Raw genomic sequence first — 23,326 nt, 5'->3', positions numbered from 1 at the left:
TCCCATTCTAATATATCCAAACTGGAATCATCATGAGTCAAATTGACAATGCTGCTGTTTCAGCACATCTCTCCCATGTGCGTATTGTCATGGTTAATACCACCCTGCCTGCCAATATTGGTAGTGCCTTACGTGCCATGAAAACCATGGGCCTGTGCAAACTGGTTCTGGTTGCGCCTAAAACTTATCCGCACCCAGATATTGATGCGCTTGCTGCAGGTGCAACCGATCTGATCGAACAGATTGAAATCGTAGAAACACTGGAAGATGCGATTAAAGATTGCCAGATCGTCTTTGGTACCAGTGCGCGCAGCCGTACTATTCCATGGCCTTTACTTGATGTACGTCCAGCCGCAGAAAAAGCACTTTCAGCTGTAGTTGAAGATAAACAGGAAATTGCGATTCTGTTCGGTCGTGAAGACCGCGGTCTGACCAATGAAGAACTGGCGATGGCGAATTATCACTTAACCATTCCTGTGAATACGGATTACGGCGTATTGAATGTCGCTCAAGCCATTCAGGTGATCTGCTATGAACTGCGTATGGCAGCACTGGATCAGGTAGAACATCCTCGTGATCCAAAAGCCACCATGCAAGTCATTGATGGCATTGAAATGGAGTGGGATGAACCGCTGGTGACCCATGAACAGATGGAACAGTTCTACCCGCATCTGGAAAAAATGCTGGCAGAAATTGAATTTATGGACCCAAAAAACCCACGATTACTTCCTTTACGCTTGCGTCGCCTTTTCGGACGTATACAATTAGATCGTATGGAATATCACTTACTTCGTGGTATTTTCACTCGTGTTCAGGCACTGAATAACGGCACCTGGAAAAAACCTTCCCATACATCACAACAGGATGAGGATCAAAACTAATGCTAAAACAGCTCAAAGAAGATATCCAAGCTGTCTTTGCGCGCGATCCTGCAGCACGCAATACCTTAGAAGTCTTAACCACCTACCCTGGCATCCATGCACTGATTATGCATCGCATGGCACATGAGCTATGGAAAAAAGACTGTAAAGGTACAGCGCGTGTTTTGTCCTCTTTTAGCCGTTTTGCAACAGGTATCGAAATTCATCCGGGCGCCAAGATTGGTAGACGTTTTTTCATTGATCACGGCATGGGCGTTGTGATTGGTGAAACTGCGGAAATTGGCGATGATGTCACCCTGTATCATGGTGTGACTTTGGGTGGTACAACCTGGAATAAAGGCAAACGTCACCCGACTCTGGAAGATGGCGTTGTTGTTGGTGCAGGTGCCAAAATCCTGGGTCCATTCACGGTAGGTAAAAATGCCAAGGTCGGTTCCAATGCTGTGGTTACCAAAGCAGTTCCGCCGAATACCACAGCGGTTGGCAACCCAGCGCGCTTTATCACCAAAGATCAGCCAAAAGATGATGCTGAAGCACGTCGTCGTGATTATGCCGAAAGTATTGGCTTCCAGCCTTATGCAACTACACAGGATCAGACAGACCCGATTATTGAAGGTATGCGGGTTTTACTTGACCGTATTCAACAAAATGAAAAACGCATGAATACACTGTGCAACCGCCTGTCTTTGCTTGACCCGACTTTCAAGAAAAACCAGTTAAATGAACAGCCATTTAGCAAAGAAGAACTTAAAATTCTGGAAGATGCGCGCCGTGAGTGCGAAGCACAAACCAGTCAGTCCAAGGCCTGACTATAAATCATAATTCTTTTGTAACACGCATTTGCTTGCATGATCGCAGCACTTTTCATAGACTGACGATCATGCATTTTTTGAATAGATGTTTTAAAAAATAACATGAATGGACGGATATTATGACCTTGAAGCCCTTAGCAATTGCTTGCTTAGCTTTTACCATGACGGCGTGCTCTATGGCACCGACCTCAAGCAAACAAAAACAGAAACCAGCTGATCAGGTCGTTTTTGTTGAACCTGAAATTACTCCGCCATTTTATGCTTTAAACCCGTTTAACTATAACGAACCACCTCCATTTGAAGTTCATTTGCAAAAGGCCGCTGCGCAGCCAGTGACAAAAATGGTGGTGACTGATCCTAAAGATCCGTCTAAACAGTTAACCCTAGATGTAAACAAGCTGATTATCCCGATGGTGGATAGCAATACACGCAGTATGCGTTATGCAGCACTTGCCAATGAAAATGAAATCGACATTACCGAAATCGATGATTTCTTGCAGATGGTAGAAGGTAAAGCGCGTCATTATCCACCTCGTTTTAGCGACCGTCAGGAACGCCGTGGTTTTGAAGCAAAGCTTCGCGAAGTTTCTCAACAGCTAGATACTCTAGCTTCACGTCCAAATGCTTCATTTGATGTATTAATGCGTGCATTTAAGGCCAGCGTGATGGCACGTAATCTTGATTTAGGTTCTATCTATACCACCAAGTCAATGACCTATGCACAGCGCATTCTTCGTATCAACCAGGATGATGCTGAAGCAAACTTCTGGTTTGGCTTTGGTCTGTCTGAAGGTGGCGGTCATCGTGAAGCGATTCAGTATTTGGACAAGGCAATGCAGGCGGGTGTTCAGGAAGCTTATTTATCTGCGGCAAATAACTACATTGCCATGGAGAATAAAAAGAATGCTGTTCAGGTTCTGAATAATTACAAAATTAAATACCCGCAAGAAGCTGAAGTCGCTGATCGTCTGATTCAGGAAATTGAAAAACAGGGTCGCTGGAACGTATGGCAAGTCATGCAAACAGCCGCTCCTGCACCAACAACCCCGGCGCCTACACCAGCACGATAAGCTATATTTCAGATTCATAATATTACAAATAGACCGCTCCGGCGGTCTATTTTTATGGGAAAAAATTAGTAAAATACAAAGCATTATCAAGCTTTATAATTTTAAATGAGTGTTCAAAGTCTTTATGCACGAGAAAATAAATAAGATAGCATTACTTTGCACTGTACTCATGACAGCCTTACTCAGTGGCTGTCAGGTGGTGAGTGTTAAAGAGCAGGCTATTAATGTCACCATCAATAATGAACGCGATAGCATTCTTACACGCGATAAGTTGAGTGAAGCCAGTCTGAATGTCCTGTCCATGACCGGACGTGAAGCACAAGTCTGTGAAGATAATCCAGAAGAATGTGTGAAAGAGCTACAAGAAATTCCACAGATTCTGGATGAGCAATTACTTTCCACATCGAGTGAATTATATCTAGCTAAATCACTACAGCTGGGTAAATCGGCTGAATGTAAAACCAGTGCTCTGGCTAAAACCCGATCTGAAGAAAAACAGCAACTGCAAACCCAGAACCTGCAAAAATGTCAGGAACAGCAGTTACAAATGCTGGATAAAAGTATCCGCTACAGTTATGCCTATCTGTTCCAGACTGAACGTGCGCCCCAAGACCGGATTTTCGACAACCGACAAGTTCAGATTCGTGACTTTTATAACCTGGCGATTGCTCATTTAATCCAGATCTACGCGGAACGTTATAAAACCAAAGAAACCGGACAACGTCTACAGGTTGGCAACAGTGTCTATAGCATTAATCTGGACGATTTCCCCCAGCTCAAGAATCAGTCGATTGAACAGTTAATGTCGACCTATAACATGAACTTCTCTGGTCTGCGCTCGATTACCCGTCGTGACGGTTTCGGCTCTGAGTTTCTGGTGGTTTTGCCGGAAGAAAAAATTTCCAAAAAAGATAAAAAATATCTGGTTGATCCACTAAATTACCAATATCAAAATGGCGTAAATCCTTTTATTCATTCAGCACGTTATCTGGCAACCACAATTACTGCCATTCCAGAATCAGCGAACTCTGTAGAACAGATCCTAAATAACAGCAACTTCCATTTAAAACTTTATGACCCGTATAAATATGACAAGATTAAAGTTGCCAATAAGGAATATACTTTAGCTGCAAATTTTTCAGCGCCTTATGGCTTATGGCTGGCAGAAAATAACCTGGGACGTGCAGCCTATCTGACACTGATCAATCGTGACGATAATCTGGTCATGCCTCATCTATTTATGCTGGAACCTTATAATCCAAATAAAAAGGTTTTAGTGCTGATTCATGGTTTGGCCAGCAGCCCGGAAGCCTGGATTCGTTTAACGAATGATATTATGGGTGATCCGGTCTTAAGAGAAAATTTCCAGGTGTGGCAGGTCTTCTACTCAACCAACATGCCTATTCTGGAAAGCCGTTTCCAGATTAATGCGCTGCTTCAACAAGGTTTCGCGCGTATTAGTAATAATGCACCAGCCAAAAAAGAAGCTGTACTGGTTGGACACAGTATGGGCGGTGTCATTGCCCGTCTATTGGTAAGTGATGCAGATATTACCGAGCCCGCTTTTAATATTGTAAAAAATTCGAAGCTGACCAAGTTCCGGGACAATCCGCTCTTTAAAGCGCGCTTGAAAATGCAGCCGGTTCCGAATTTCAGTCGTGCTATTTTCCTGGCAGCACCGCATAAAGGGACCGATTATGCAGATCGCTGGCATACCAAATTGGCACGTAAAATTATTCGTGTTCCGAGTGCCTTTTTGGGCGCATTTGCCGACACAGTCCAAGGTGAAATTGGCTTAAGTGATTTTCTACATGAAGTCGGTCGTGACCTGATTCAAAATGGGCCGAGTGACCTTAGTAAAAAATCAAAATTCACGGCATTGACTAAAGATATTAATCCTGCACCGGGATTCAAATTTCACTCGATTATTGGCAATAATACAGATAGTGATGATGAAAATATCATGACTGATGATGTCGTTGCTTATCAGAGTGCATATCTTGAAGGTGCGGCTTCCAATAAAATTATCAAAGGTGGACATTCCGTTCAGGAAACGCCTGAGGCTGTACTGGAACTCCGCCGCCTTCTCAGATTACATCTGGTCGACTTAGGATTGTATGACCCTGATTAAATTTTGATGAAAGACATAAAAAAAGCTGCCAATCGGTGGCTTTTTTTATGGGCACCCCATGTATCAATACCCTTTTATGCTTTATATCGACTAAGTCCGTCTAAATACAGATTCCTGAGGATTTATATTTCTTTCTAAAAATTAAATTTGTTAGACTTGAGGCAATTACTTTTGACATTCAAACCGGTCTTTACAGGATTTTTAGCTTAGGCTATTTTCCAGGTTTTCCGAGGATAGTGTTTCGGAAAAAGATTCAGGTTTTGCTTTATATATTTAAAGGATTTTTTCTTAATGACCAGTTCAGAACTTGTGGCTGATCTCTCTAGCTTAACGCCCATGATGCAGCAATACATGTCGGTCAAAATGCAGCATCCACACTCATTGATGTTTTATCGGATGGGTGATTTCTATGAACTGTTCTTTGAAGATGCCCATAAGGCCGCCAAAATTTTAGGCATTACCCTGACCCATCGCGGTAAAGCCAATGGCCAGCCAATTCCGATGGCCGGTGTACCTTTCCATGCTGCTGAAGGCTATCTGGCTCGTCTGGTGAAAAAAGGCGAAACGGTGGTGATCTGCGAGCAGATCGGTGAAGTGACTGGTAAAGGCCCAGTTGAACGTGGTGTCGTCCGAATCATTACTCCTGGAACCTTAACCGATGATGCCTTATTAGGTGCTCATCAAACCTCCAACCTGGTTGCTCTGTGTGTTCACCAGCAACAAATCGGAATTGCACTTCTTGACCTGAGTGCCGGTTTATTTAAAGTCCAGCAAATCGATTATGACTTAAGTCAGTTAGCCATTGAGTTGGCACGCCTGATGCCTAGCGAAATTGTGATTGATGAAAATCTGCAAGATCAGGCACTGGTAGAACACTTAAAACAACAGCTAGATGTTCCGATCAGCAAACGCCCGAATGTTGACTTCAACCAGAACAATGCTCAGAAGACATTATGCGACCAGTTTGCAGTGAGCACACTTTCAGGTTTCGGAATTGATCATCTGCCTTTGGCCAAAGCTGCTGCGGCTGCATTAATTCACTATGCCAAAGAAACTCAAAAAACAGCTTTACCGCATATCCGAACCATTCAACTGGAACAAAGTTCAGACTTTATTGCACTGGATCCAGTCACCCGTCGTAATCTTGAGCTAATTGAGCCTTTATTTGAGCATGGCACTTCATTGTTCCAGCTGATCAATGACTGTCAGACCGCTATGGGTGGCCGTCTGCTTAGCCGCACCCTGATGCAACCGCTTCGTGATACTGCGATTCTGGATGAGCGACTGGATGCCACACAGGTATTGCTTGAAGGTTTCCATGAATCGCCAGTCCGTCTGGTCTTAAAAGAAATCAGTGATATTGAACGTGTACTCAGCCGTATCGCTTTAGGCAGTGCGCGTCCACGCGATCTGGTTCAATTACGTCAGGCCTGTGCACAGATTCCATTTTTACGCCATGCATTACAACCACTGTTAAGTCAGCAGAATTCGAAATTATTACAGCAGCTGAATCAAGAACTGGGCGATTTTCATGGTCTGCATCAGCGCCTGATGTCCGCTATCGTTGAAAATCCACCGGTACTGCTACGTGATGGCAATGTCATTGCAGAAGGTTTCGATACCGAGCTGGATGAGCTGCGTAAAATCCGTGATCATGCTGGACAGTTCCTGATTGATCTGGAAATTAAGGAACGGGAGCAAAGCGGCATTCCTACCCTGAAAATCGGCTATAACCGTATCAGTGGTTATTATATCGAACTTACACGTGCACAAGCTGAACAGGCACCTGAACATTATATCCGTCGTCAGACACTGAAAAATGCCGAGCGTTATATCACGCCTGAACTAAAAGCTTTTGAAGATAAAGTGCTGTCTAGCGAATCCCGTGCGCTTGCTCGTGAAAAAATGCTGTTCGAAATATTGCTGGATGAACTGCGTCAGGATATTGGTAATCTACAGATGATGAGCAGTGCGATTGCCCAGATCGATCTGTTGGCAAACTTTGCACATCAAGCACGTTTACGCAATTGGGCACGACCAAAATTCAGCCCTGAAATTGGTGTGAAAATCGTTGCCGGCCGTCATCCAGTGGTGGAAGCTTTAAGCAAGACTGCATTTACTCCGAATGATACCCAGCTGGATTATCAGCACCGTATGGCCATTATTACCGGTCCAAATATGGGTGGTAAATCCACCTTTATGCGCCAGACTGCCCTAATTGCCCTGCTGGCTTATTGCGGTAGTTATGTGCCAGCGCAATCGACAACACTGGGTCCAATTGACCGAATCTTTACCCGGATTGGCTCTGCAGATGATTTGTCGACTGGCAAATCAACCTTTATGGTGGAAATGACGGAAACTTCGCAAATTCTGCATCATGCTACCAGTCAATCTCTGGTTCTGATGGATGAAGTGGGTCGTGGAACCAGTACCTATGACGGACTATCACTCGCTTGGGCTTGTGTGCTGGATCTGACTAAACGGATTCAATGTCTATGTCTGTTCGCAACACATTATTTTGAGCTGACCGAACTGGATAAAGAATCAGGCATTGATAACTACCATGTCACAGCCAAAGAACTAAATGGCAACCTGATTCTGCTGCATAAAGTCCAACATGGTCCAGCTAGTCAGAGTCATGGTTTACAGGTGGCTAAACTGGCAGGTATTCCTGCGGCTGTAATTAAAGAAGCTCAACATCGTTTGAAGATTCTGGAAAAGCAGCATCAGGCCAAACCGCAAAGTCCACAGCATGATCTGTTCGCGATGCCTGAAATCATTGAAAAAGTCATCGAGATTGAAAAGCCTTCAGCAGCGCTTGAATTATTAGAAGACCTTGATGTCGACAATTTGAGTCCACGTGAAGCATTACAGCAACTTTATGCTCTTAAAGATCTCATGAAACAGCCAAGTTAAAATCACTCCTAAGCCCTATCCTGCATAGGGCTTAGCTGATGATGATTCTCATTCCCTGAGCCTTTCCTCAAATCATCGCAGTTTTTTCAAATTTAACAGCCCTATATATAACAAATATCAATAAAAGGAATTGTTTGTTCCCTCTATTTTTGCCTAAAATACGGTATTCGTCATTAGAACCATATTTTTTAGGTAGCTGTCGCCATGACCTTCGTTGTCACTGAAAATTGTATTAAATGTAAATATCAAGACTGTGTTGAAGTTTGCCCTGTAGACTGTTTCTATGAAGGTCCTAACTTCCTTGTGATTAACCCGGACGAGTGTATCGACTGCGCGTTATGTGAGCCTGAATGTCCTGCGAATGCAATTTTCTCTGAAGATGAGTTACCGGAAGGCCAAGAAGTTTTTATCGAGCTAAATGCTGAACTGTCTCAAAAATGGCCGAACATCACTCAAATTGGTGAGCAACCTGCTGACCGTGAAGAGTGGAATGGTAAAACTGATAAATTACAATATCTTGAAAAATAATTTTTCAAATCTTAAAAAAAGACCAGCATAGACTGGTCTTTTTTTATACCCCATCCACACATTTCATTGCAATTTATCCTGATTTTCTCCGTAAAAGTGGACTAAAATAGCGCTATTTTAAAATATCTGAATTGCTATCAATGAAGCATTTAATAAAGGGGTTATTGAGTGTTTGTATAATCCCGCTTGTCTTTGTAGGATGTGCTACCACCACAAAACAGTCTGGTAAGGTAACTCCAGATAAAAGGATTTACATCCCAGAAGAACGAGTCCAGTACAACCATAAACCACAGCCTAAACCGGTTCCTTATGTCTATACTCACTGGGTATCGGCATTAAATAACCTGTCTCTTGTACGTGAATATGAAAACTTTTTGGCCCAGCAAGGGGTCGGAAATATTATTCCAAGTTTTGAGCTGATGCGTACTGCACGGGATTGGGCTAAATGTGGTCGATCGCAATATATGATTCCAAGCCGTGAGCTCTGGTCAAATCAGGTGCCTACTTTACGTGTCTTCAAATATCTGGTTGCTGCCAATGTACTGACTGATTTTGAAGTCACTTCGGTTTATCGTGACCTGCCTTTAAATCAGTGTGCCGGTGGAGCCAATTCTTCACGTCACCTGTTTAACTCGGCAATTGATTTTCGGATCGGACCTGAGTACCCACAGGCTCAGGATTATGCAGCGATTGAAAATACCAAGTTCAAACTGTGCCAGTTTTGGTTACAGCATGGACAAAGCCTGAATATGGGGCTCGGTTTATATGCCTCTGGCCAAATCCATATTGATACTCAAGGTTATCGCACTTGGGGCCCGGATTTAAGTCGTCGCTCATCAATGTGTAATTACTAAGTCATTTCACTTTCTATACAAAGCCAGCTTTTGGCTTTGTATAGCCTAAAAAATCAGCGAATATAGAACAATAAATTGCGCTGTGCCCGGAAAAGTTTAAAATGCACGCATCACAACAAAGGTGCGAGTACTATGCAACAAATGTGGACAGATATTGACCGCTACATTGATTCACATTTAATTCCTGAAGATCCTATCCTGAATCAGACTCTTGAAAATACTGCTGCACATGGTTTTCCAGATCATCTGGCTGTTGCGCCAAATCAGGGAATGCTGCTGCAAATGCTGATCCAAATGAATAAGTGCAAACGTGTACTGGAACTGGGAACCTTTGCTGCATATAGCACCATGTGGCTGGCTCGTGCCCTACCTGAAGACGGTTATATTCTGACCATTGAAGGCCGTGACACGCATGCTGCCATGGGACAGGAAAATATTGATCGTGCACAGTTAAAACAGAAAATTGAGCTGAAATGTGGCCGGGCTGCAGATGTGCTTCGTGCCCTGCCTGAAGATACTGAAGCCTTTGACTTTATTTTTATTGATGCTGATAAGCAAAGCTATCCTGAATATCTGGAGCTAAGCTTAAACCTTTCTCACTCCGGTACTATTATCTTCCTGGACAATGTGATTCGTGCCGGTGATATCATCAATCCGGACAATAAAAAACCAAGTATTGAAGGCATTCGTGACATGTTTAAAGCGCTGGAAAATCATCCACGTATCTTGTCTTGTACTGCTTTACAGACCGTCGGTAGCAAAGGCCATGATGGTTTTGCACTCGCAATTGTTAAATAAAACGACTAGAACAAAAATCAGCCAATAAAGTATTCCTGATAAATAACATCATCTTACAGAATGTAACCACAGAGTTATCCACAATATATGAGGATAACTCTGGTTATTTTTAATTCAAGCTGTAACAATTTATCAAAAAATACATCTCTGCCGCTTTTGTTATCCTCTTTTTACTTTGCTACCAATAATGGAACTTTAGAATTGCGGAAAATCGTTGTCGCAATACTGCCCAAGAAGAACTGGTGGATCTTGCTGTGACTGAATGCCCCCAAGACAATTAACTGAATCCCATATTCCTGCTGATAAGACAGGATATTTTCAGCCACTTCTCCATAGCGGTATTCTGGAACGACCTCTAGTCCTGCTTCTGTCAAATATTGCAGAGGCTCATTCAGGATTTCCACATGATCCCCGATATAAAGCAGATGACATTGTAATTGTCTTAATAAATCACTTTCTGCAATGCGTTTCATCATCTTCACACAAGTCGGCGAATATTCATAAGCAAAGATAAAACGTGTCGGTGGTCTGAAGTGTTCCCCTACAGTCATCACTGTACAGTTAGCACCACGGATAAAGTTTTCTACATTGGTGCCGATTGGCTTGTTTTTCTCGGCAGAACGCTCACCGAGTAGTCCGATTACAGCAATATCATCAGGTTTTAGAATCTGAAAACTTTGTTCCAGAAAATCACCCTTTTCCTGAATATGGGTGGTGCGGATGCCATAATCTTTAAAGATACGATCCGAAATATGCTGGAGCAGATTATTGCTATAACTAAGCGCAATTTCACTTTGCTTTTGCTCCAGCTCAGCCAGCTCTTTAAGCAACATGGCATTGCTTTCAAAGCCAATCACACCGCTAATTTCCCCAAGATGATAACTGGCCGGGTAATAATCCAGAACCTGTAATAAAACCAGTTCACGGCCGGTCTGTTTGGCAATCCATGCAGCCGCATCTGCAAGTGCGTTCGTGCATGGTGAGGAGTCTATGCAGGCAATGACACGTTTCATGTTCAGCCTCTCTTTTATAATAAAAATTTCTTAGTTATTTTTAACTTAGCACAAGCATTAGTAAATGTGCACTGAAATCTGTAAGGCTTGAATTGAAATATGTTAACTTTTATGTGATGTGATAAGACCTTTACCGAATATTAAGCACCTGATATAAATCCTTTTTCCAAGAACTTCTTTCACTATTTTAATCCCGATATCGAATCAATTTTGCCGGATTTCCGGCGACAATTGCACGCGCTTCAATATCTTTCGTGACCATGCTATTCATCCCTATAATCGCCTGATCGGCAATTTTCACCCCATCTTTAATGCCGACATGGGCACCTAGCCAGACATCCCGACCAATCTCAATCCCTTTGGACCTGACTGGCTGCTGATAAATCGGCTGCTCCAGTTCCATCCCATGATCAAAGGCATAAAGATGACAATAGGCTGCGATGCGTACCTGATCATGCAGTTTAATCCCAACCCGACCACCATCCAGAATACAGTGATGATTGATTGCGACTTCGCTCCCTATCTCCAAAGGACCATGTAGCGTACAATCTGCCGCAATAAAGGTATTATCTCCGATACTAATTTTACGACCCGGCTCAGCAAAGATATGCGCCAACGGCGAAATAAAACAGTTTTCGCCAATTTCGACTGTTTCCATCTCCATCAGATAGGTCTGATATTCTTTCTGCCAAGCTTCAGCCCAACCACGATTCTTGGGTTTTAAGGACCAATATAGCCAAGGCATATAATTCAGGCGGTGTTTATGCTGCTCACGATATTTCAGTAATGGATCTGGTTCAGTCATCTGTGGCTTCTTCTATGATTTTTAATTGTTCACGTCCGCGAGTAACATCCTGAATCTTCAGAGCAAAAGGTTCAATCTGATGTTTCTGAAATTGTGCTTGAACCTGTACACCTTCAGCCATATATTCTTCCTGATAATCAATCTGCTGCTGATTCAGCTCATACTGAAAAATCGCCCACTCATTAAACTGGCAGGCAAATTCGACCTTTTTCTTTTCAATCAGCTTAATTTTTTCAGCTAATAACAAACATTGTCCAGCACAGCCCCCATAGGCACGGACCAGACCGCCGGTGCCTAGTTTAATACCGCCATACCATCGATTCACTAGTACCAGTACATTGGTTAGCTCATTGCCTTCAATAGTCGCGAGGATCGGCCGGCCGGCGGTACCCGATGGCTCACCATCATCATTAAAGCGTACATGATGACCGATTTTCCAGGCCCAGCATTGATGAGTGGTGGTCGGATCACGATAGGCCTCCAGAAAATCCTTCACATCCTGCTCATTTTCTACAGGTGTGGCAAAGGCCTGAAATCGGCTTTTTTTGATGTCTTCCTCAAAACTGACAAGGCTGGCAATGGTAAATGGCATAACTTCAGGCATTCAAATTTCACCTGTGCAGTATACCTGTTTTGAGGTGGCAAAGAAAAAGCCTCTCTATACGAGAGGCTTGATTCAATTTAATTTTATTGATTACTTTTAAATTTAACGTTCACGCAATGCTTCTTTAGCCTTGTTGAATGGCTTGATCAGATAGTCCATTACCGTTTTTGCTCCGGTACGAATGTCAACAGAGGCCACCATACCTGGTGTGATATTAAACTCCTGCCCGGCGGCATTTCTCAATTTGTCACTATCGGTACGGATATACACACGATAGTAGAACTGATCCTGTTTGACTTCATCCCGCAAGGTATCTGGCGAAATCACGGTCACTTTACCTTTTAGACCGCCATAAATCGAGTAATCATAGGCAGTAATCTTCACCAGTGCTTCCTGATCAGGACGGATAAAAGCAATATCACGTGGTGAAATTCGGGCTTCAATAAGTAATTTCTCGTCCAGAGGCACGATGGTCATCAGCTTGCCATTTTGTGGTACCACTCCACCCAAAGTCATGACATCAATTTCTTTGACCACGCCACGAACTGGGGATTTAAAAATGGTCCGGTTCAAGGTATCTGACTTGCCGCGTACCACCTGTTGCTGAGTTTCCACATCAGTATTGGCTTTGGAAAGTTCTTCCCGTGCTTTAACATAGTACTGGTTACGAATATCATTCATCTGGTTACGCAGGTCATTGGCTTCTCGCTTCAACCGTAAAACTTCAACTTCACTGGCTGCCCCTTTAGCCACCAATGGCGCGGTCATTTCAAGTTCCTGTTGTACCAGTACCAATGCCTGTTGCAAGCCGGCAAGAGATTCTTCCAGATTGGCACGACGTGACTAATACAGTGCGGTTTCTTCTTTGACCAGTTTCGGGTATTTCAGCACTTCTTCCGGAAAAGACAACGGTGTACCACTTACTTCTGCACGTAAACGGGCGGAAGTCGCACGTGAAGCGATCAGCAAGGATTCTGATTCACCGACATTAGATTCAAATCGGGTTGGATCAAGCTGTGCCAAGACTTGGCCCCGTTCTACAATCTCACCTTCTTTAACATTCAATTTGGTTAGAATGCCACCCTCTAGAGACTGAATCACCTGTTCTTTAGAAGATGGAATGACTTTCCCCGTACCGGTCGAAACCTCTTCCAGTTTAAATAGCCAGGCTCACGTCAGCAGTATTAACAAACCAATGCCCACAATCCAGATAATCAAACTGGATTTAGGTAATGGTGGTTCCTGAAAGCTCACTTTGTTTGAACGCGTAATGTTTGTGGTTCACTCATGCGCTTGCTCCCACGACCCGTTTAGTTCCTACCTGTGATTGATTTAATATCTGATCTCGTGGACCATCCATGACAATTTTGCCATCATTGACCACAAGAATACGGTCAACTAACTCCAGTACGGCGCGATGATGCGTTGCTACTACCAGCGTACGATGGGACAGATACCCTTTCAGATGATCAATTAACTGTTTTTCTGAAACATCATCAATCGCTGCGGTTGGCTCATCTAACAACAAAATTTTAGGCTGGCGGATCAGGAGCTGTGCAAGTAATAAGGCTTGACGTTGCCCACCCGAGAAGCCCACTCCACCTTCCAGAATGATATGATCCAGACCTTCTTTTTTCTCCTGAACAAAGTTAAGTGCACCTGTGATTTGTAAAGCTTCCAGAATCTGCTGATCCGTAGCGAGCGGTGCACCCAAAGTCAGGTTTTCACAGATACTGCCGTAAAAGAGTTGTGAATTCTGATTAAGTAAGCCCATATCACGGCGTACATCTGAAGGATCTATCAGGGTCAGATCAATACCGTCCAGTTTGACCTTGCCTTGTGCTGGAGTTTGCATACCCGACAACAGTTGTAAAAGAGTCGATTTACCAGCACCGTTACGGCCCAGAATTGCAATTTTTTCACCGGGCTTGATTTCGAGTTTTGGAATGACCAGACTCGGTTTGGGATCATCATCGCCATATTTGAACACCACGCCACTCAAGTCATAATGACCATCCAATACAGGACGGTGAATCAGATGTGAATAGTCCGGCTGATCTACCGATTTTTTCATCAACTCATCCAGACCGCCTTTAACAACTTTGGCTTGCTGTAAACGGCCTAAGACACCGGTAATTTGTGAAATAGGTGCCAGCATCCGTGATGATAAAATCGAACAGGCAACTAAAGCACCTGTGGTCATCTCACCATCCATCACCGCAAATGCACCGACCAAGACCACAATGGCAAAGGTGAGTCCCTGAATTTTTTGAGTCCATGCTGTCATTAAGCCAACAATTTTACGTTGTTGCATACTGACATCAGCAGAGACTTCATTCATATGATTCCATTGGTTCTGGAAGCGGGTTTCAGCTCTTAACAGCTTGATATCTTCAATCCCTTGTACGGCTTCCACTAATAAGGCATTACGGATTGCAGATTCACGCATTCCTAACTGTGCCAACTTGGCCAGTTTTTTCTGCGCCAGAATTCCCGGAAGAATCATGAGTGGTACTACCAGTAGCATGACCCAGAACAGGTTGCCGCCAATAATCCAGAAGATTCCCAGGAACAGGAGGAAGAATGGTAAATCTGCAATTGCCGTCACGGTAGTGGAGGTGACTAGTTCACGCACACCTTCGAGTTCACGAATCTGTGAAATAAACGTTCCGGTCGATTTGGAACGCTCACTGTTTTTAATTCTTAAGGAATGCCCAAATACCCGGTCAGATATTTTCAGGTCAGCCCGTTTACCAATAATGTCTAAAAGATAAATACGGGAGACTCGTAATACAAACTCGAAAATGGCCGCAATCAGTACACCACCGGCCAGCACCCATAAAGTAGGAATCGATTGTGAGGGAATCACACGGTCATAAACGTTCATCGAGAAGACAATCGTTGCCAAAGCCAGAATATTGGCGATTAAAGAGGCAAACATCACATCGATGTAGCGTTTCCAGTCTTTCAATACAATTGACCAGAACCAGTTTTTTTCAAAGGGCTTGATATATTCGTCGACACGCGCATCCGGTACAGAAGACTCTGGTCGCAAGATATAAATATGCTTCGCACCTGTTTCTAACTGCTCGATGGTAAAACTTTGCGATAAACCGGCATCACCACTCAGTTGTACACTGACATTACCTTGTGTGTCGATACGTTCAATAACACCAACATCTCCGCTATCAAATTCAACCAATAAGGGCAAACGCCAGGGATTCAGCAGACTGCTATCAAATTTATTTTTGCGGACATTTAATTCCATCTGACGGCTAACAATCTTGAGCATTTCATCAATGTCATGATGCTGGTTCCAGTCCAGTTGAAGACGAATCCGCTCCTCAGATGGTTCGATCCGATAATGCTTGGCAATATTTAAAACTGCCTGAAGCCACGGTTGATAATTTAGTGTAGTACTCATGGCTGAACTTCAAACCCCTGAATGGATATACGGTTAAGCGCGTAAATATCCCGTGTACGGCCTGTTACCTGAATGTATTGCACAATCGCCGAATAGATGTCATAGCGCGCTGATTCAATTTCCTGTGCTGCGCTGTGAATCGCCTGTTCTGCATTCAATAAATCCACTACAGTCCGTGTGCCCAATTTATATTGTTCTTGATATAGTTCTTTGGTTCGTACCGTGGTTTCACGGCGCTGAGCCAGGACATTCATTTGTCTTTGTTTATTTTCAATCTGTTCCCGGATTAAGCGAACCTGATCCAGCACATCCAGATAGACAGTATTGACCTGTGCGCGTGCAGCTTCTTCGGCATAACTGGCAGCACGTGCCTGAGACTGAACAGCACCCCCTGATAAAAATTACTGCTGGCTTCAATCATAATAGAATTATAAAAGCCATCATCTTCATTATTATTCGGATTTCGACCATTAACTGCCTGACTTAAGCTACCTTTCAGATTAATGGTCGGATAACGGCTTAAACGTGCCTGATCTTTTTGCAATCGGGCTACATCTACTCCTGAATGTGCCAAGATCATGCTTGGAACCTGGGTAAATTCGGGATCCTGATAAAGATCAGCTTGAGTCACGATACGATCTGGAATTTCCCATTGAATTGCAGAGACATCAAATCCCAATAAAGTTCGCAAACGTTGCTGATATTTTCTTAACTGGGTCTGTTGCACGATCAGGTTAGATTGTGCAGCTTCCAGATTGGACTGCGCCTGAACCGGATCGGCCTGTGTGCTAATTCCGGCGCGAGCACGTAAATTGGCAATTTCTGCAATTCGTGCAATGCCTTGAATCTGCTGTTCGGCAATCTTGGTAATTTCCTGATAGCGTTTAATATTGACGATGGCATCAGCTACTTCCAGTGCAACCTGATCCAGACTCACTAATACTCTTGCCTGGTCTTCTGCCAGTCTCGCCTATTCAACACTGACATTGGTTTTAATCTTACCAAAGTCATATAGCATCTGGGTTGCATTCAGAGAAACCACCTGAAGTCCGCGTTCACCTGAGGTCAAATCTCCGGTACCTACACCGCCAGATAACTGCGGATAATAGGCTGCTTTGGCCACATCAATATTGGCGGCCTGTGCAGATAAAGACGAAATACTCTGGGCAATTTCCGGACGACGCTGAACTGCAGTATGAACCGCCTCAATCAGACTCATTTTTGCAGGAATACCAGCATTTATAGGTCGAATTGAAGATTGTGCCTGCTGCGGCCGACTAATCTGCGGCAGTTCAGCCACCTTTGAGGTATCCAGTGAGTACTGACTGAGTGAGCTAATATCAATCGTTTGCGCAGATCGCGTTGGCTCTGGTGCAATCAGTTTTCCTAATCCACTTTTAATATTATTAAAATAATTTTGTGAATTTTCTGCATGTACGAATGGCACAGATAAAGGTAAAAGAAGAATGATCCATATTCCCTTATTTTTATCTATTATCCCCTGAACATTTTTTAAGTGCTGCAGCCTAAATTGCATAATAATGAATAATGAATGTTTCGTGTTTTAGCCTAAAAATATATCAAATCATACAAAAAGATAGCTTTTTCATCTTAATTTAAGTAAAAAAACCCACATTTGACGACTAAAGTCTTAGTGCGGGTTTTTTCTGATAATGAAAATTTTCTATACAGTAAAGTCATCACCCAGATAAACTTTACGTACCGTTTCATTGGCCAAAATTTCTTGTGCCGTGCCTTCTGCAATCACTGCACCTTCGCTGACAATATAGGCATGTTCACAGATGGCCAAAGTTTCACGAACGTTGTGATCGGTAATCAATACACCAATTCCACGATCTTTCAGCGTGGTAATAATATCTTTAATATCACCCACGGAAATCGGGTCAACCCCGGCAAAAGGTTCATCCAGTAACATGAATTTTGGGTCGGCCGCCAAAGCACGGGCAATTTCAGCACGACGACGTTCACCACCCGACACGCTCATACCCAATGAATCTTTAATATGGGTAATTTTAAAGTCTGCCAGTAATTCGGCTAAACGTTGTTGACGCTGAGCTTTGCTTAAATCCTTACGGGTTTCCAGAATCGCCATAATATTTTCAGAAATGGTTAGTTTTCTAAAAATAGAAGCTTCCTGCGGTAAATAGCCAATACCTTTACGCGCACGTTCATGCATTGCCAAGTCAGACAAATCGAGATCATCCAGATGGATTTCACCTTTGTCCATACGCACCAGACCCACCACCATATAGAAACTGGTAGTTTTACCTGCACCATTAGGCCCTAAAAGCCCAACAATCTGCCCACTTTCCATACTGAAGGAAACGTCCTTGACTACCCAGCGTTTACTATAATTTTTCGCCAGATGCTTAATGGTTAAAGTTTGAACCTGATGCGTCTGTGCCATTAATCACGTGCTCCCGGAAAGGATTTCGAAGATGAAGGCGGAATCACGATTTGTACACGACCTGCTGCTGAACCGGTTTTATTTGGTGTACCTGTTGCTTCAATATCGCCTTTATTCATGCTGTATTTCAGCGTATTACCACGGATACTAGCGCCATCTTGCTGCAAGTAGGCATTTCCAGACAGGGTAATAATCCCGGTTTCCGCATTATAGACAATTTTCTGTGCCTGACCTTTGGCCAAACCTTTGGCAGGATCAACTTTCTGCTGAAATTGAGCCGGGCTACCTGTTGCCGTAATCAGGCTGATCTGTTTTTTATTATTCAGATTCGCCACAATCGAATTGGCCTGCAATTTCATGGTGCCCTGTTCAATGATGACATTACCCGAATATGTCGTGACTCCGGTACGCTCATTAAAAGTCGCACGGTCAGCTAATAAGGTAATTGGTTGGTTACGGTCAGATGGCAATGCAAACGCAGTGGCTGAACCCAATGCAACCAGACTTAACAACGCGGCGCGCTTAAGGAAAGTGTTCATCATTTTAGCTCTAGGAATTTGGTTCATACTTTCCTCGAATATTAAAGAATTCGTATTGACCATCATTAAGATTGGCTTTTAGGCCCTGACTGATAAATTCAGCCTGTGGAGATTCAACAATGACGGTTTTATCGGTTTCAATTTCACGTGTTTTCGGAAAAGCCGTCAGCTCCTCGGTGTGGAACTGCATTTTTCCATTTTGCATGATCTTGGTCGCCAGCACTTCTTGAGAAAGTACAACTTTTGTATTGTCATCATAACCGTTGCCCTGTTTGGCAAAAAATGTCGCATCAACCTGACCGTCTTTATAGGTCGTTGCCTGCAGATTTTTGAGACTCGAAGTCTCTAGCTGCAGGTTTTGTTCAAGCTGGTCGACCTGGGCACGTACAGACAACATGCCCTTTTCATCAGTTTGGGTTAAGTTAATATTATTTGCAGAATAGGTCATGCTACGTGCAGAATCAGTCTGCAACTTATTGCCCTTACCGCTGTAATAGTAATAACCACCACTTATTGCGGCAATGATAATAGCCGTAAGATATAAAACTCTAGTGTCCATAAGCGGTGTACTTAATCCAGGATGTATGACTTATTAATAAGGCGCACGAGTATATTTTTCAAGTAACTCTTGGTACTTACCTTTGGACATCAGTAACATGTCACAAATCTCGCGTACCGCACCACGACCACCATAGGCCTGCGTTACCAGATCAGCACGACGACGTACTTCAACATGCCCGTTTGGGACAGTCACTTTCATACCTGCAATCGCGAAGGCAGACAGATCAGGCCAATCGTCACCCATGTATAAACAGTCTTCAGGGTCGATATTGAGCTGAGTACAAGCTTCACGTAAAGCAGTTCCTTTATCTTCGCGGCCCTGATAAACCAGATCTACACCCAAATCCGACATACGTTTCTGTACGATATTGCTTTGACGTCCAGTGATAATGATCACTTTGATTCCGGCTTGCTGTACCAGCTTCATCCCTAGACCATCACGGATATCAAAAGATTTAATTTCATCACCCGTATTGGTCAAGGTGACAAAACCGTCGCTTAAAATACCATCTACATCAAGTACCAGTGCCTCAATATGACGTGCCTGCTCTAATAATACATAAGATGCCATTTATTAATTTACCCCAGCCTGAATCAGGTCATGCATACTAATTACACCAATGACTTTATTGGCATCATCAACCACTACAAATTGATTAATTTTACGTTCGTTCATTTTTTCCAGTGCAACGACAGCACGTGCTTCCTGAGAAATTGTCAGTGGATTTTTGGTCATTACTTCCTGAATCGGTAAATTGACATCAAAACCTTGCTGTTTGTCGATCAGGCGGCGTAAGTCACCATCAGTGAAAATACCCAGCAGAAGGTCATTTTGATCCACAATTGTGGTTAAACCTAGGCGTTTATTTGAAATCTCGTATAAAACTTGATTCATTGGTGTATCTGGTGACACTTTTGGCAATTCCGAACCAGTGTGCATTAAGTGTTTTACATGCAGCAATAAGCGTTTACCCAAGGCACCTGCTGGATGTGACAAGGCAAAATCGTCAGCAGTAAAACCACGTGCATCTAAAAGAGCGACAGCCAGTGCATCACCCAGCGCTAAAGTTGCTGTTGTACTCGAAGTCGGTGCCAGGCCAAGTGGACAGGCTTCCTGAAGATGACCCAGAGTTAAAGCCACATCAGCATTTTGTGGCATTGGGCCTTTGGCATCCCCACTAATGGTAATTAAAGGAATTTCCAGACGCTTGATCAGAGGCATCAGCATCATGATTTCATCGCTTTTGCCTGAGTTTGAAATGGCGATCAGTACATCACCCGGTACCAGCATACCGAGATCCCCATGCCCTGCCTCGCCCGGGTGCATGAAGAATGAAGGCGTACCCGTAGAGGCAAAAGTTGCCGCCATCTTACGGCCAATATGCCCGGATTTCCCCATCCCGGTAATCACCAGACGACCTTTGCACTGCAGGATAATTTCACATGCCTGACTAAAACGCTCATCGATCTGCGTGGCTAAAATCTGTAATGCTTGTTCTTCGATACGCAAGGTTTCAAGTGCAACTTTCTGGAAGTCTATTTGATTTGGCATATTTGGTGGGTTCAAAGTAGGTTTACCTTAACTCTATACAGAGTTGACTCAGTCTAGCAAAAAATAATTTTCGCAATTTTATCATATCTATGCAAATGTCAGGTTTCAAAATGTAGAGCTTTTCATAAAACTTAAACAGAATGTTCTAAAATTTCCCTGACCGAAAGCTCTTCATTATTTAGAATTTCATTAGGTAAATCAGTTTTGATTGTCCTTTTTATTTTGCGTAGGCAATAAAAAACCCCAATCTTCCGATCAGGGTTTTTTGAATTTTGGAGCGGGAAACGAGACTCGAACTCGCGACCCCAACCTTGGCAAGGTTGTGCTCTACCAACTGAGCTATTCCCGCAATATGGGAGTGAATTATAGAGAGTTTCTGCTAACTGTCAACTCTCTATCGATTCAACTGCCGAATTAATCAGCACGACGCCATACAGTTCCTTGACGGGTATCTTCCAGCACCACCCCTTGGTCTAATAAAGACTGGCGGATTTCATCGGCACGAGCAAAGTTTTTCTCTTTTTTGGCATCTTTACGTTGCTGGATGAGATCTTCAATCTGCTCTTCAGACAAGCCTAAAGCTTCCTGACCAATATCAGACTTCAAGAATTCATCGACATTGTGCTGTACCAGACCCAGAATATTGGTGAGATGGCGCAGAGTAGAATAATAAACTGTAGCCTGTTCCTGATTCTGATCTTTTACTGCACGGTTCAGCTCTTTATTCAGTTCAAACAATACAGCAATGGCTTCTGGCGTATTGAAGTCATCTCGCATTGCCGTATTAAAACGCTCAACAAAGTCTTGATCTAACGTATCAACCAGCTGTTCGCCATATACTGCCTGATAAGCTTTGAAAGAATGATAGAAACGCATTAGCGTATTTTTCGCTTCTTTTAAAGCTACATCTGAATAGTTCACCGGGCTGCGATAGTGTGAAGATACGATAAAGTAACGCACCACTTCCGGATGGAATTTTTCAATCACATCACGGATGGTGAAGAAGTTGCCCAAAGACTTCGACATTTTTTCGCCATCAACATTGATGAAGCCGGCATGCATCCAGTAGTTCACATACTGTTCACCTGTCGCTGCTTCAGACTGTGCAATCTCGTTTTCATGATGCGGGAAGCTTAAGTCAGCACCACCGCCATGAATATCAAAATGATTACCGAGGCAGCAGGTAGACATGGCTGAACATTCAATATGCCAGCCTGGACGGCCATTGCCCCATGGTGAAGCCCAAGAAGGTTCATTTTCTTTGGCATGTTTCCAAAGTACAAAGTCAAACGGGTGTTTTTTCTCAACTTCGACGTCTACACGTTCAGAAGCGCCTGCCTGCATATCTTCCAGTTTACGGCCTGAGAGACGCCCGTATTTGGCGAATTTTTCAACCTCGAAGTAAACATCGCCATTATTTGCCGGATATGCAGTCCCTTTTTCCACCAGCGTACCAATCATGTTTTGCATCTGATTGATGTAATCAGTGGCTTTTGGTGCTTCATCCGGTGCAAGACAGCCTAATTTGGCGAAGTCTTCATTCATGGCATCAATAAAACGGCTGGTCAGTGATGAAATGCTTTCCCCATTTTCATTGGCACGTTTAATAATCTTGTCGTCAATGTCAGTGATATTGCGTACGTATTTTACTTTCCAGCCCTGACTGCGCAGGAAACGGATAATATAGTCAAATGCAACCACTGTGCGTGCATGTCCGATATGACAGTAGTCATAGACCGTCATCCCACAGACATACAGATCAATCTGACCTTCTTTACGAGGCACAAATTCTACTTTTTTACGTTGCTCTGAGTTATATAGAACAAATGGTTGCATAGGTCTTCTAGAATGCTTTTACAAATGATGGCTCATCTTAACCTAAGCATTATTTTTCATAAAGTTTTAAGAAAAGTTTTCAAGACTTTTTCTGCGGTTATTTCTATATTGTTAAAAAAACCAGCAACTGCTGGTCTTTTTAGATATCAGGATTTAGCTTCAGTTTTGCACTGTATTAACATCTGCTTGTTTTTTGGACCTAATGAATTACTTAGACTGGTATTTAAAACACGCGCATAGTTTTGATGATCTTTCTGGTAGAAATCTACCGTAGCCCCCTGGTACTCGGCGGTAGTTATATATTGATAATCGTCAAAAGATTTTTCAGACTTAGGCTCAATTGACTTTAATAAAGCACGCTTTTGTTTAGCAGAAATCAAGCGCAAAATGCTTTTTTCACCAATAACATAAGATAGATTATGAGCTTTCTCTTTTGAACAATCCAAAGCATAACGGCCTTTTAATTCCCCTAAAGATAGTTTCACAATAGTCTGTTCAATTGTTGCGAACACTGAACCTGACACAAGCATAGCCCCAAGACCAATTAGGGTCTGTTGACATTTACTGTTCATAA

General features: G+C 43.2%; 19 protein-coding genes, 1 tRNA gene and 2 pseudogenes. 8 read left to right on the top strand and 14 right to left on the bottom strand.

The features are described 5' to 3' along the window. The first annotated feature begins 32 nt into the window (after nt 1-32). From RJ01_RS05485 to RJ01_RS05450, 8 genes are all read left to right on the top strand, one after another. Nucleotides 33-881 (top strand): RNA methyltransferase, encoded by an 849-nt coding sequence (locus RJ01_RS05485; RefSeq protein ID WP_034170302.1) that lies wholly within the window; start codon nt 33-35, stop codon nt 879-881. Next, nucleotides 881-1,690, top strand: a complete 810-nt coding sequence (gene cysE, locus RJ01_RS05480; RefSeq protein WP_034170301.1) for a serine O-acetyltransferase — start codon at nt 881-883, stop codon at nt 1,688-1,690. Before RJ01_RS05485 ends, cysE begins: the two co-directional genes overlap by 1 nt. A gap of 122 nt (nt 1,691-1,812) precedes the next feature. Continuing rightward, nucleotides 1,813-2,763, top strand: coding sequence for an ABUW_2363 family tetratricopeptide repeat lipoprotein (locus RJ01_RS05475; RefSeq protein WP_034170300.1), 951 nt, complete (start codon nt 1,813-1,815; stop codon nt 2,761-2,763). 124 nt (nt 2,764-2,887) lie between these two features. Continuing rightward, nucleotides 2,888-4,894, top strand: a complete 2,007-nt coding sequence (locus RJ01_RS05470; protein WP_034170299.1) for a triacylglycerol lipase — start codon at nt 2,888-2,890, stop codon at nt 4,892-4,894. Nucleotides 4,895-5,185: 291 nt separating this feature from the next. Further along, nucleotides 5,186-7,810 carry a DNA mismatch repair protein MutS gene (mutS, locus tag RJ01_RS05465; protein ID WP_005235238.1) on the top strand — a complete coding sequence of 875 codons (2,625 nt, stop codon included), beginning with the start codon at nt 5,186-5,188 and terminating at the stop codon, nt 7,808-7,810. A gap of 204 nt (nt 7,811-8,014) precedes the next feature. Next, on the top strand, nt 8,015-8,338 hold the full coding sequence (gene fdxA / locus RJ01_RS05460; protein ID WP_004786212.1) for a ferredoxin FdxA: 324 nt from the start codon (nt 8,015-8,017) through the stop codon (nt 8,336-8,338). A gap of 140 nt (nt 8,339-8,478) precedes the next feature. After that, a complete protein-coding gene (locus RJ01_RS05455; protein ID WP_004786214.1) occupies nt 8,479-9,192 on the top strand; it encodes a D-Ala-D-Ala carboxypeptidase family metallohydrolase in 714 nt (237 codons plus the stop codon). A gap of 132 nt (nt 9,193-9,324) precedes the next feature. Continuing rightward, nucleotides 9,325-9,990, top strand: a complete 666-nt coding sequence (locus tag RJ01_RS05450; RefSeq protein ID WP_034170298.1) for an O-methyltransferase — start codon at nt 9,325-9,327, stop codon at nt 9,988-9,990. Nucleotides 9,991-10,160: 170 nt separating this feature from the next. Here RJ01_RS05450 and RJ01_RS05445 read toward each other — a convergent pair whose 3' ends face one another. The 14 genes and pseudogenes from RJ01_RS05445 to RJ01_RS05380 form a co-directional block, all read right to left on the bottom strand. After that, complete coding sequence (locus RJ01_RS05445; protein WP_004786218.1) at nt 10,161-11,003, bottom strand: universal stress protein; 843 nt, start codon at nt 11,001-11,003, stop codon at nt 10,161-10,163. A 187-nt stretch (nt 11,004-11,190) separates the two neighbouring features. Continuing rightward, complete coding sequence (locus tag RJ01_RS05440) at nt 11,191-11,808, bottom strand: DapH/DapD/GlmU-related protein (RefSeq protein WP_004786220.1); 618 nt, start codon at nt 11,806-11,808, stop codon at nt 11,191-11,193. Beyond that, nucleotides 11,801-12,400 carry a YigZ family protein gene (locus RJ01_RS05435; RefSeq protein WP_034170371.1) on the bottom strand — a complete coding sequence of 200 codons (600 nt, stop codon included), beginning with the start codon at nt 12,398-12,400 and terminating at the stop codon, nt 11,801-11,803. The genes RJ01_RS05440 and RJ01_RS05435 overlap by 8 nt, the downstream gene beginning before the upstream one ends. Before the next feature lie 114 nt (nt 12,401-12,514). Continuing rightward, nucleotides 12,515-13,684: pseudogene (locus tag RJ01_RS05430) on the bottom strand (HlyD family efflux transporter periplasmic adaptor subunit). 13 nt (nt 13,685-13,697) lie between these two features. After that, nucleotides 13,698-15,836: a type I secretion system permease/ATPase gene (locus RJ01_RS05425; RefSeq protein ID WP_034170297.1), complete on the bottom strand. Its 2,139-nt coding sequence runs from the start codon at nt 15,834-15,836 to the stop codon at nt 13,698-13,700. After that, nucleotides 15,833-17,373: pseudogene (locus tag RJ01_RS05420) on the bottom strand (TolC family outer membrane protein). The gene RJ01_RS05425 and the pseudogene RJ01_RS05420 overlap by 4 nt, the downstream one beginning before the upstream one ends. Before the next feature lie 147 nt (nt 17,374-17,520). Then, a complete protein-coding gene (lptB, locus tag RJ01_RS05415; RefSeq protein WP_034170296.1) occupies nt 17,521-18,264 on the bottom strand; it encodes an LPS export ABC transporter ATP-binding protein in 744 nt (247 codons plus the stop codon). Continuing rightward, on the bottom strand, nt 18,264-18,830 hold the full coding sequence (gene lptA, locus RJ01_RS05410) for a lipopolysaccharide transport periplasmic protein LptA (protein ID WP_004786229.1): 567 nt from the start codon (nt 18,828-18,830) through the stop codon (nt 18,264-18,266). The genes lptB and lptA overlap by 1 nt, the downstream gene beginning before the upstream one ends. Further along, a complete protein-coding gene (lptC, locus tag RJ01_RS05405) occupies nt 18,814-19,362 on the bottom strand; it encodes an LPS export ABC transporter periplasmic protein LptC (protein ID WP_034170295.1) in 549 nt (182 codons plus the stop codon). Before lptC ends, lptA begins: the two co-directional genes overlap by 17 nt. Nucleotides 19,363-19,395: 33 nt before the next feature. Then, the gene (locus RJ01_RS05400) at nt 19,396-19,935 is read right to left on the bottom strand and encodes an HAD family hydrolase (protein ID WP_034170294.1); all 540 of its coding nucleotides are present in this window, start codon (nt 19,933-19,935) and stop codon (nt 19,396-19,398) included. 3 nt (nt 19,936-19,938) lie between these two features. Beyond that, nucleotides 19,939-20,916, bottom strand: a complete 978-nt coding sequence (locus tag RJ01_RS05395; RefSeq protein ID WP_004786235.1) for a KpsF/GutQ family sugar-phosphate isomerase — start codon at nt 20,914-20,916, stop codon at nt 19,939-19,941. A gap of 273 nt (nt 20,917-21,189) precedes the next feature. Beyond that, nucleotides 21,190-21,265 (bottom strand) — tRNA-Gly (locus tag RJ01_RS05390). Between the two features lie 65 nt (nt 21,266-21,330). Then, nucleotides 21,331-22,752, bottom strand: a complete 1,422-nt coding sequence (gene cysS / locus RJ01_RS05385) for a cysteine--tRNA ligase (RefSeq protein ID WP_034170293.1) — start codon at nt 22,750-22,752, stop codon at nt 21,331-21,333. 146 nt (nt 22,753-22,898) lie between these two features. Next, nucleotides 22,899-23,326: hypothetical protein (locus RJ01_RS05380; protein WP_005235199.1), on the bottom strand; the 428-nt coding region annotated here is incomplete at its 5' end.

Origin of the sequence: Acinetobacter sp. YZS-X1-1, assembly GCF_000804305.1 — a bacterium.
Lineage (GTDB): Bacteria > Pseudomonadota > Gammaproteobacteria > Pseudomonadales > Moraxellaceae > Acinetobacter > Acinetobacter variabilis.
The sequence above is the reverse complement of the archived record's forward strand: the minus strand, read 5'-3'. Positions and strand labels throughout refer to the sequence as shown.

Coding starts and splice junctions, on each gene's coding strand:
- lptA (WP_004786229.1), bottom strand. CDS start 18,830: ATGAACCAAATTCCTAGAGCTAAAATGATGAACACTTTCCTTAAGCGC.
- mutS (WP_005235238.1), top strand. CDS start 5,186: ATGACCAGTTCAGAACTTGTGGCTGATCTCTCTAGCTTAACGCCCATG.
- lptB (WP_034170296.1), bottom strand. CDS start 18,264: ATGGCACAGACGCATCAGGTTCAAACTTTAACCATTAAGCATCTGGCG.
- RJ01_RS05425 (WP_034170297.1), bottom strand. CDS start 15,836: ATGAGTACTACACTAAATTATCAACCGTGGCTTCAGGCAGTTTTAAAT.
- RJ01_RS05455 (WP_004786214.1), top strand. CDS start 8,479: ATGAAGCATTTAATAAAGGGGTTATTGAGTGTTTGTATAATCCCGCTT.
- fdxA (WP_004786212.1), top strand. CDS start 8,015: ATGACCTTCGTTGTCACTGAAAATTGTATTAAATGTAAATATCAAGAC.
- cysS (WP_034170293.1), bottom strand. CDS start 22,752: ATGCAACCATTTGTTCTATATAACTCAGAGCAACGTAAAAAAGTAGAA.
- RJ01_RS05470 (WP_034170299.1), top strand. CDS start 2,888: ATGCACGAGAAAATAAATAAGATAGCATTACTTTGCACTGTACTCATG.
- cysE (WP_034170301.1), top strand. CDS start 881: ATGCTAAAACAGCTCAAAGAAGATATCCAAGCTGTCTTTGCGCGCGAT.
- RJ01_RS05475 (WP_034170300.1), top strand. CDS start 1,813: ATGACCTTGAAGCCCTTAGCAATTGCTTGCTTAGCTTTTACCATGACG.
- RJ01_RS05435 (WP_034170371.1), bottom strand. CDS start 12,400: ATGCCATTTACCATTGCCAGCCTTGTCAGTTTTGAGGAAGACATCAAA.
- lptC (WP_034170295.1), bottom strand. CDS start 19,362: ATGGACACTAGAGTTTTATATCTTACGGCTATTATCATTGCCGCAATA.
- RJ01_RS05450 (WP_034170298.1), top strand. CDS start 9,325: ATGCAACAAATGTGGACAGATATTGACCGCTACATTGATTCACATTTA.
- RJ01_RS05445 (WP_004786218.1), bottom strand. CDS start 11,003: ATGAAACGTGTCATTGCCTGCATAGACTCCTCACCATGCACGAACGCA.
- RJ01_RS05485 (WP_034170302.1), top strand. CDS start 33: ATGAGTCAAATTGACAATGCTGCTGTTTCAGCACATCTCTCCCATGTG.
- RJ01_RS05400 (WP_034170294.1), bottom strand. CDS start 19,935: ATGGCATCTTATGTATTATTAGAGCAGGCACGTCATATTGAGGCACTG.
- RJ01_RS05395 (WP_004786235.1), bottom strand. CDS start 20,916: ATGCCAAATCAAATAGACTTCCAGAAAGTTGCACTTGAAACCTTGCGT.
- RJ01_RS05440 (WP_004786220.1), bottom strand. CDS start 11,808: ATGACTGAACCAGATCCATTACTGAAATATCGTGAGCAGCATAAACAC.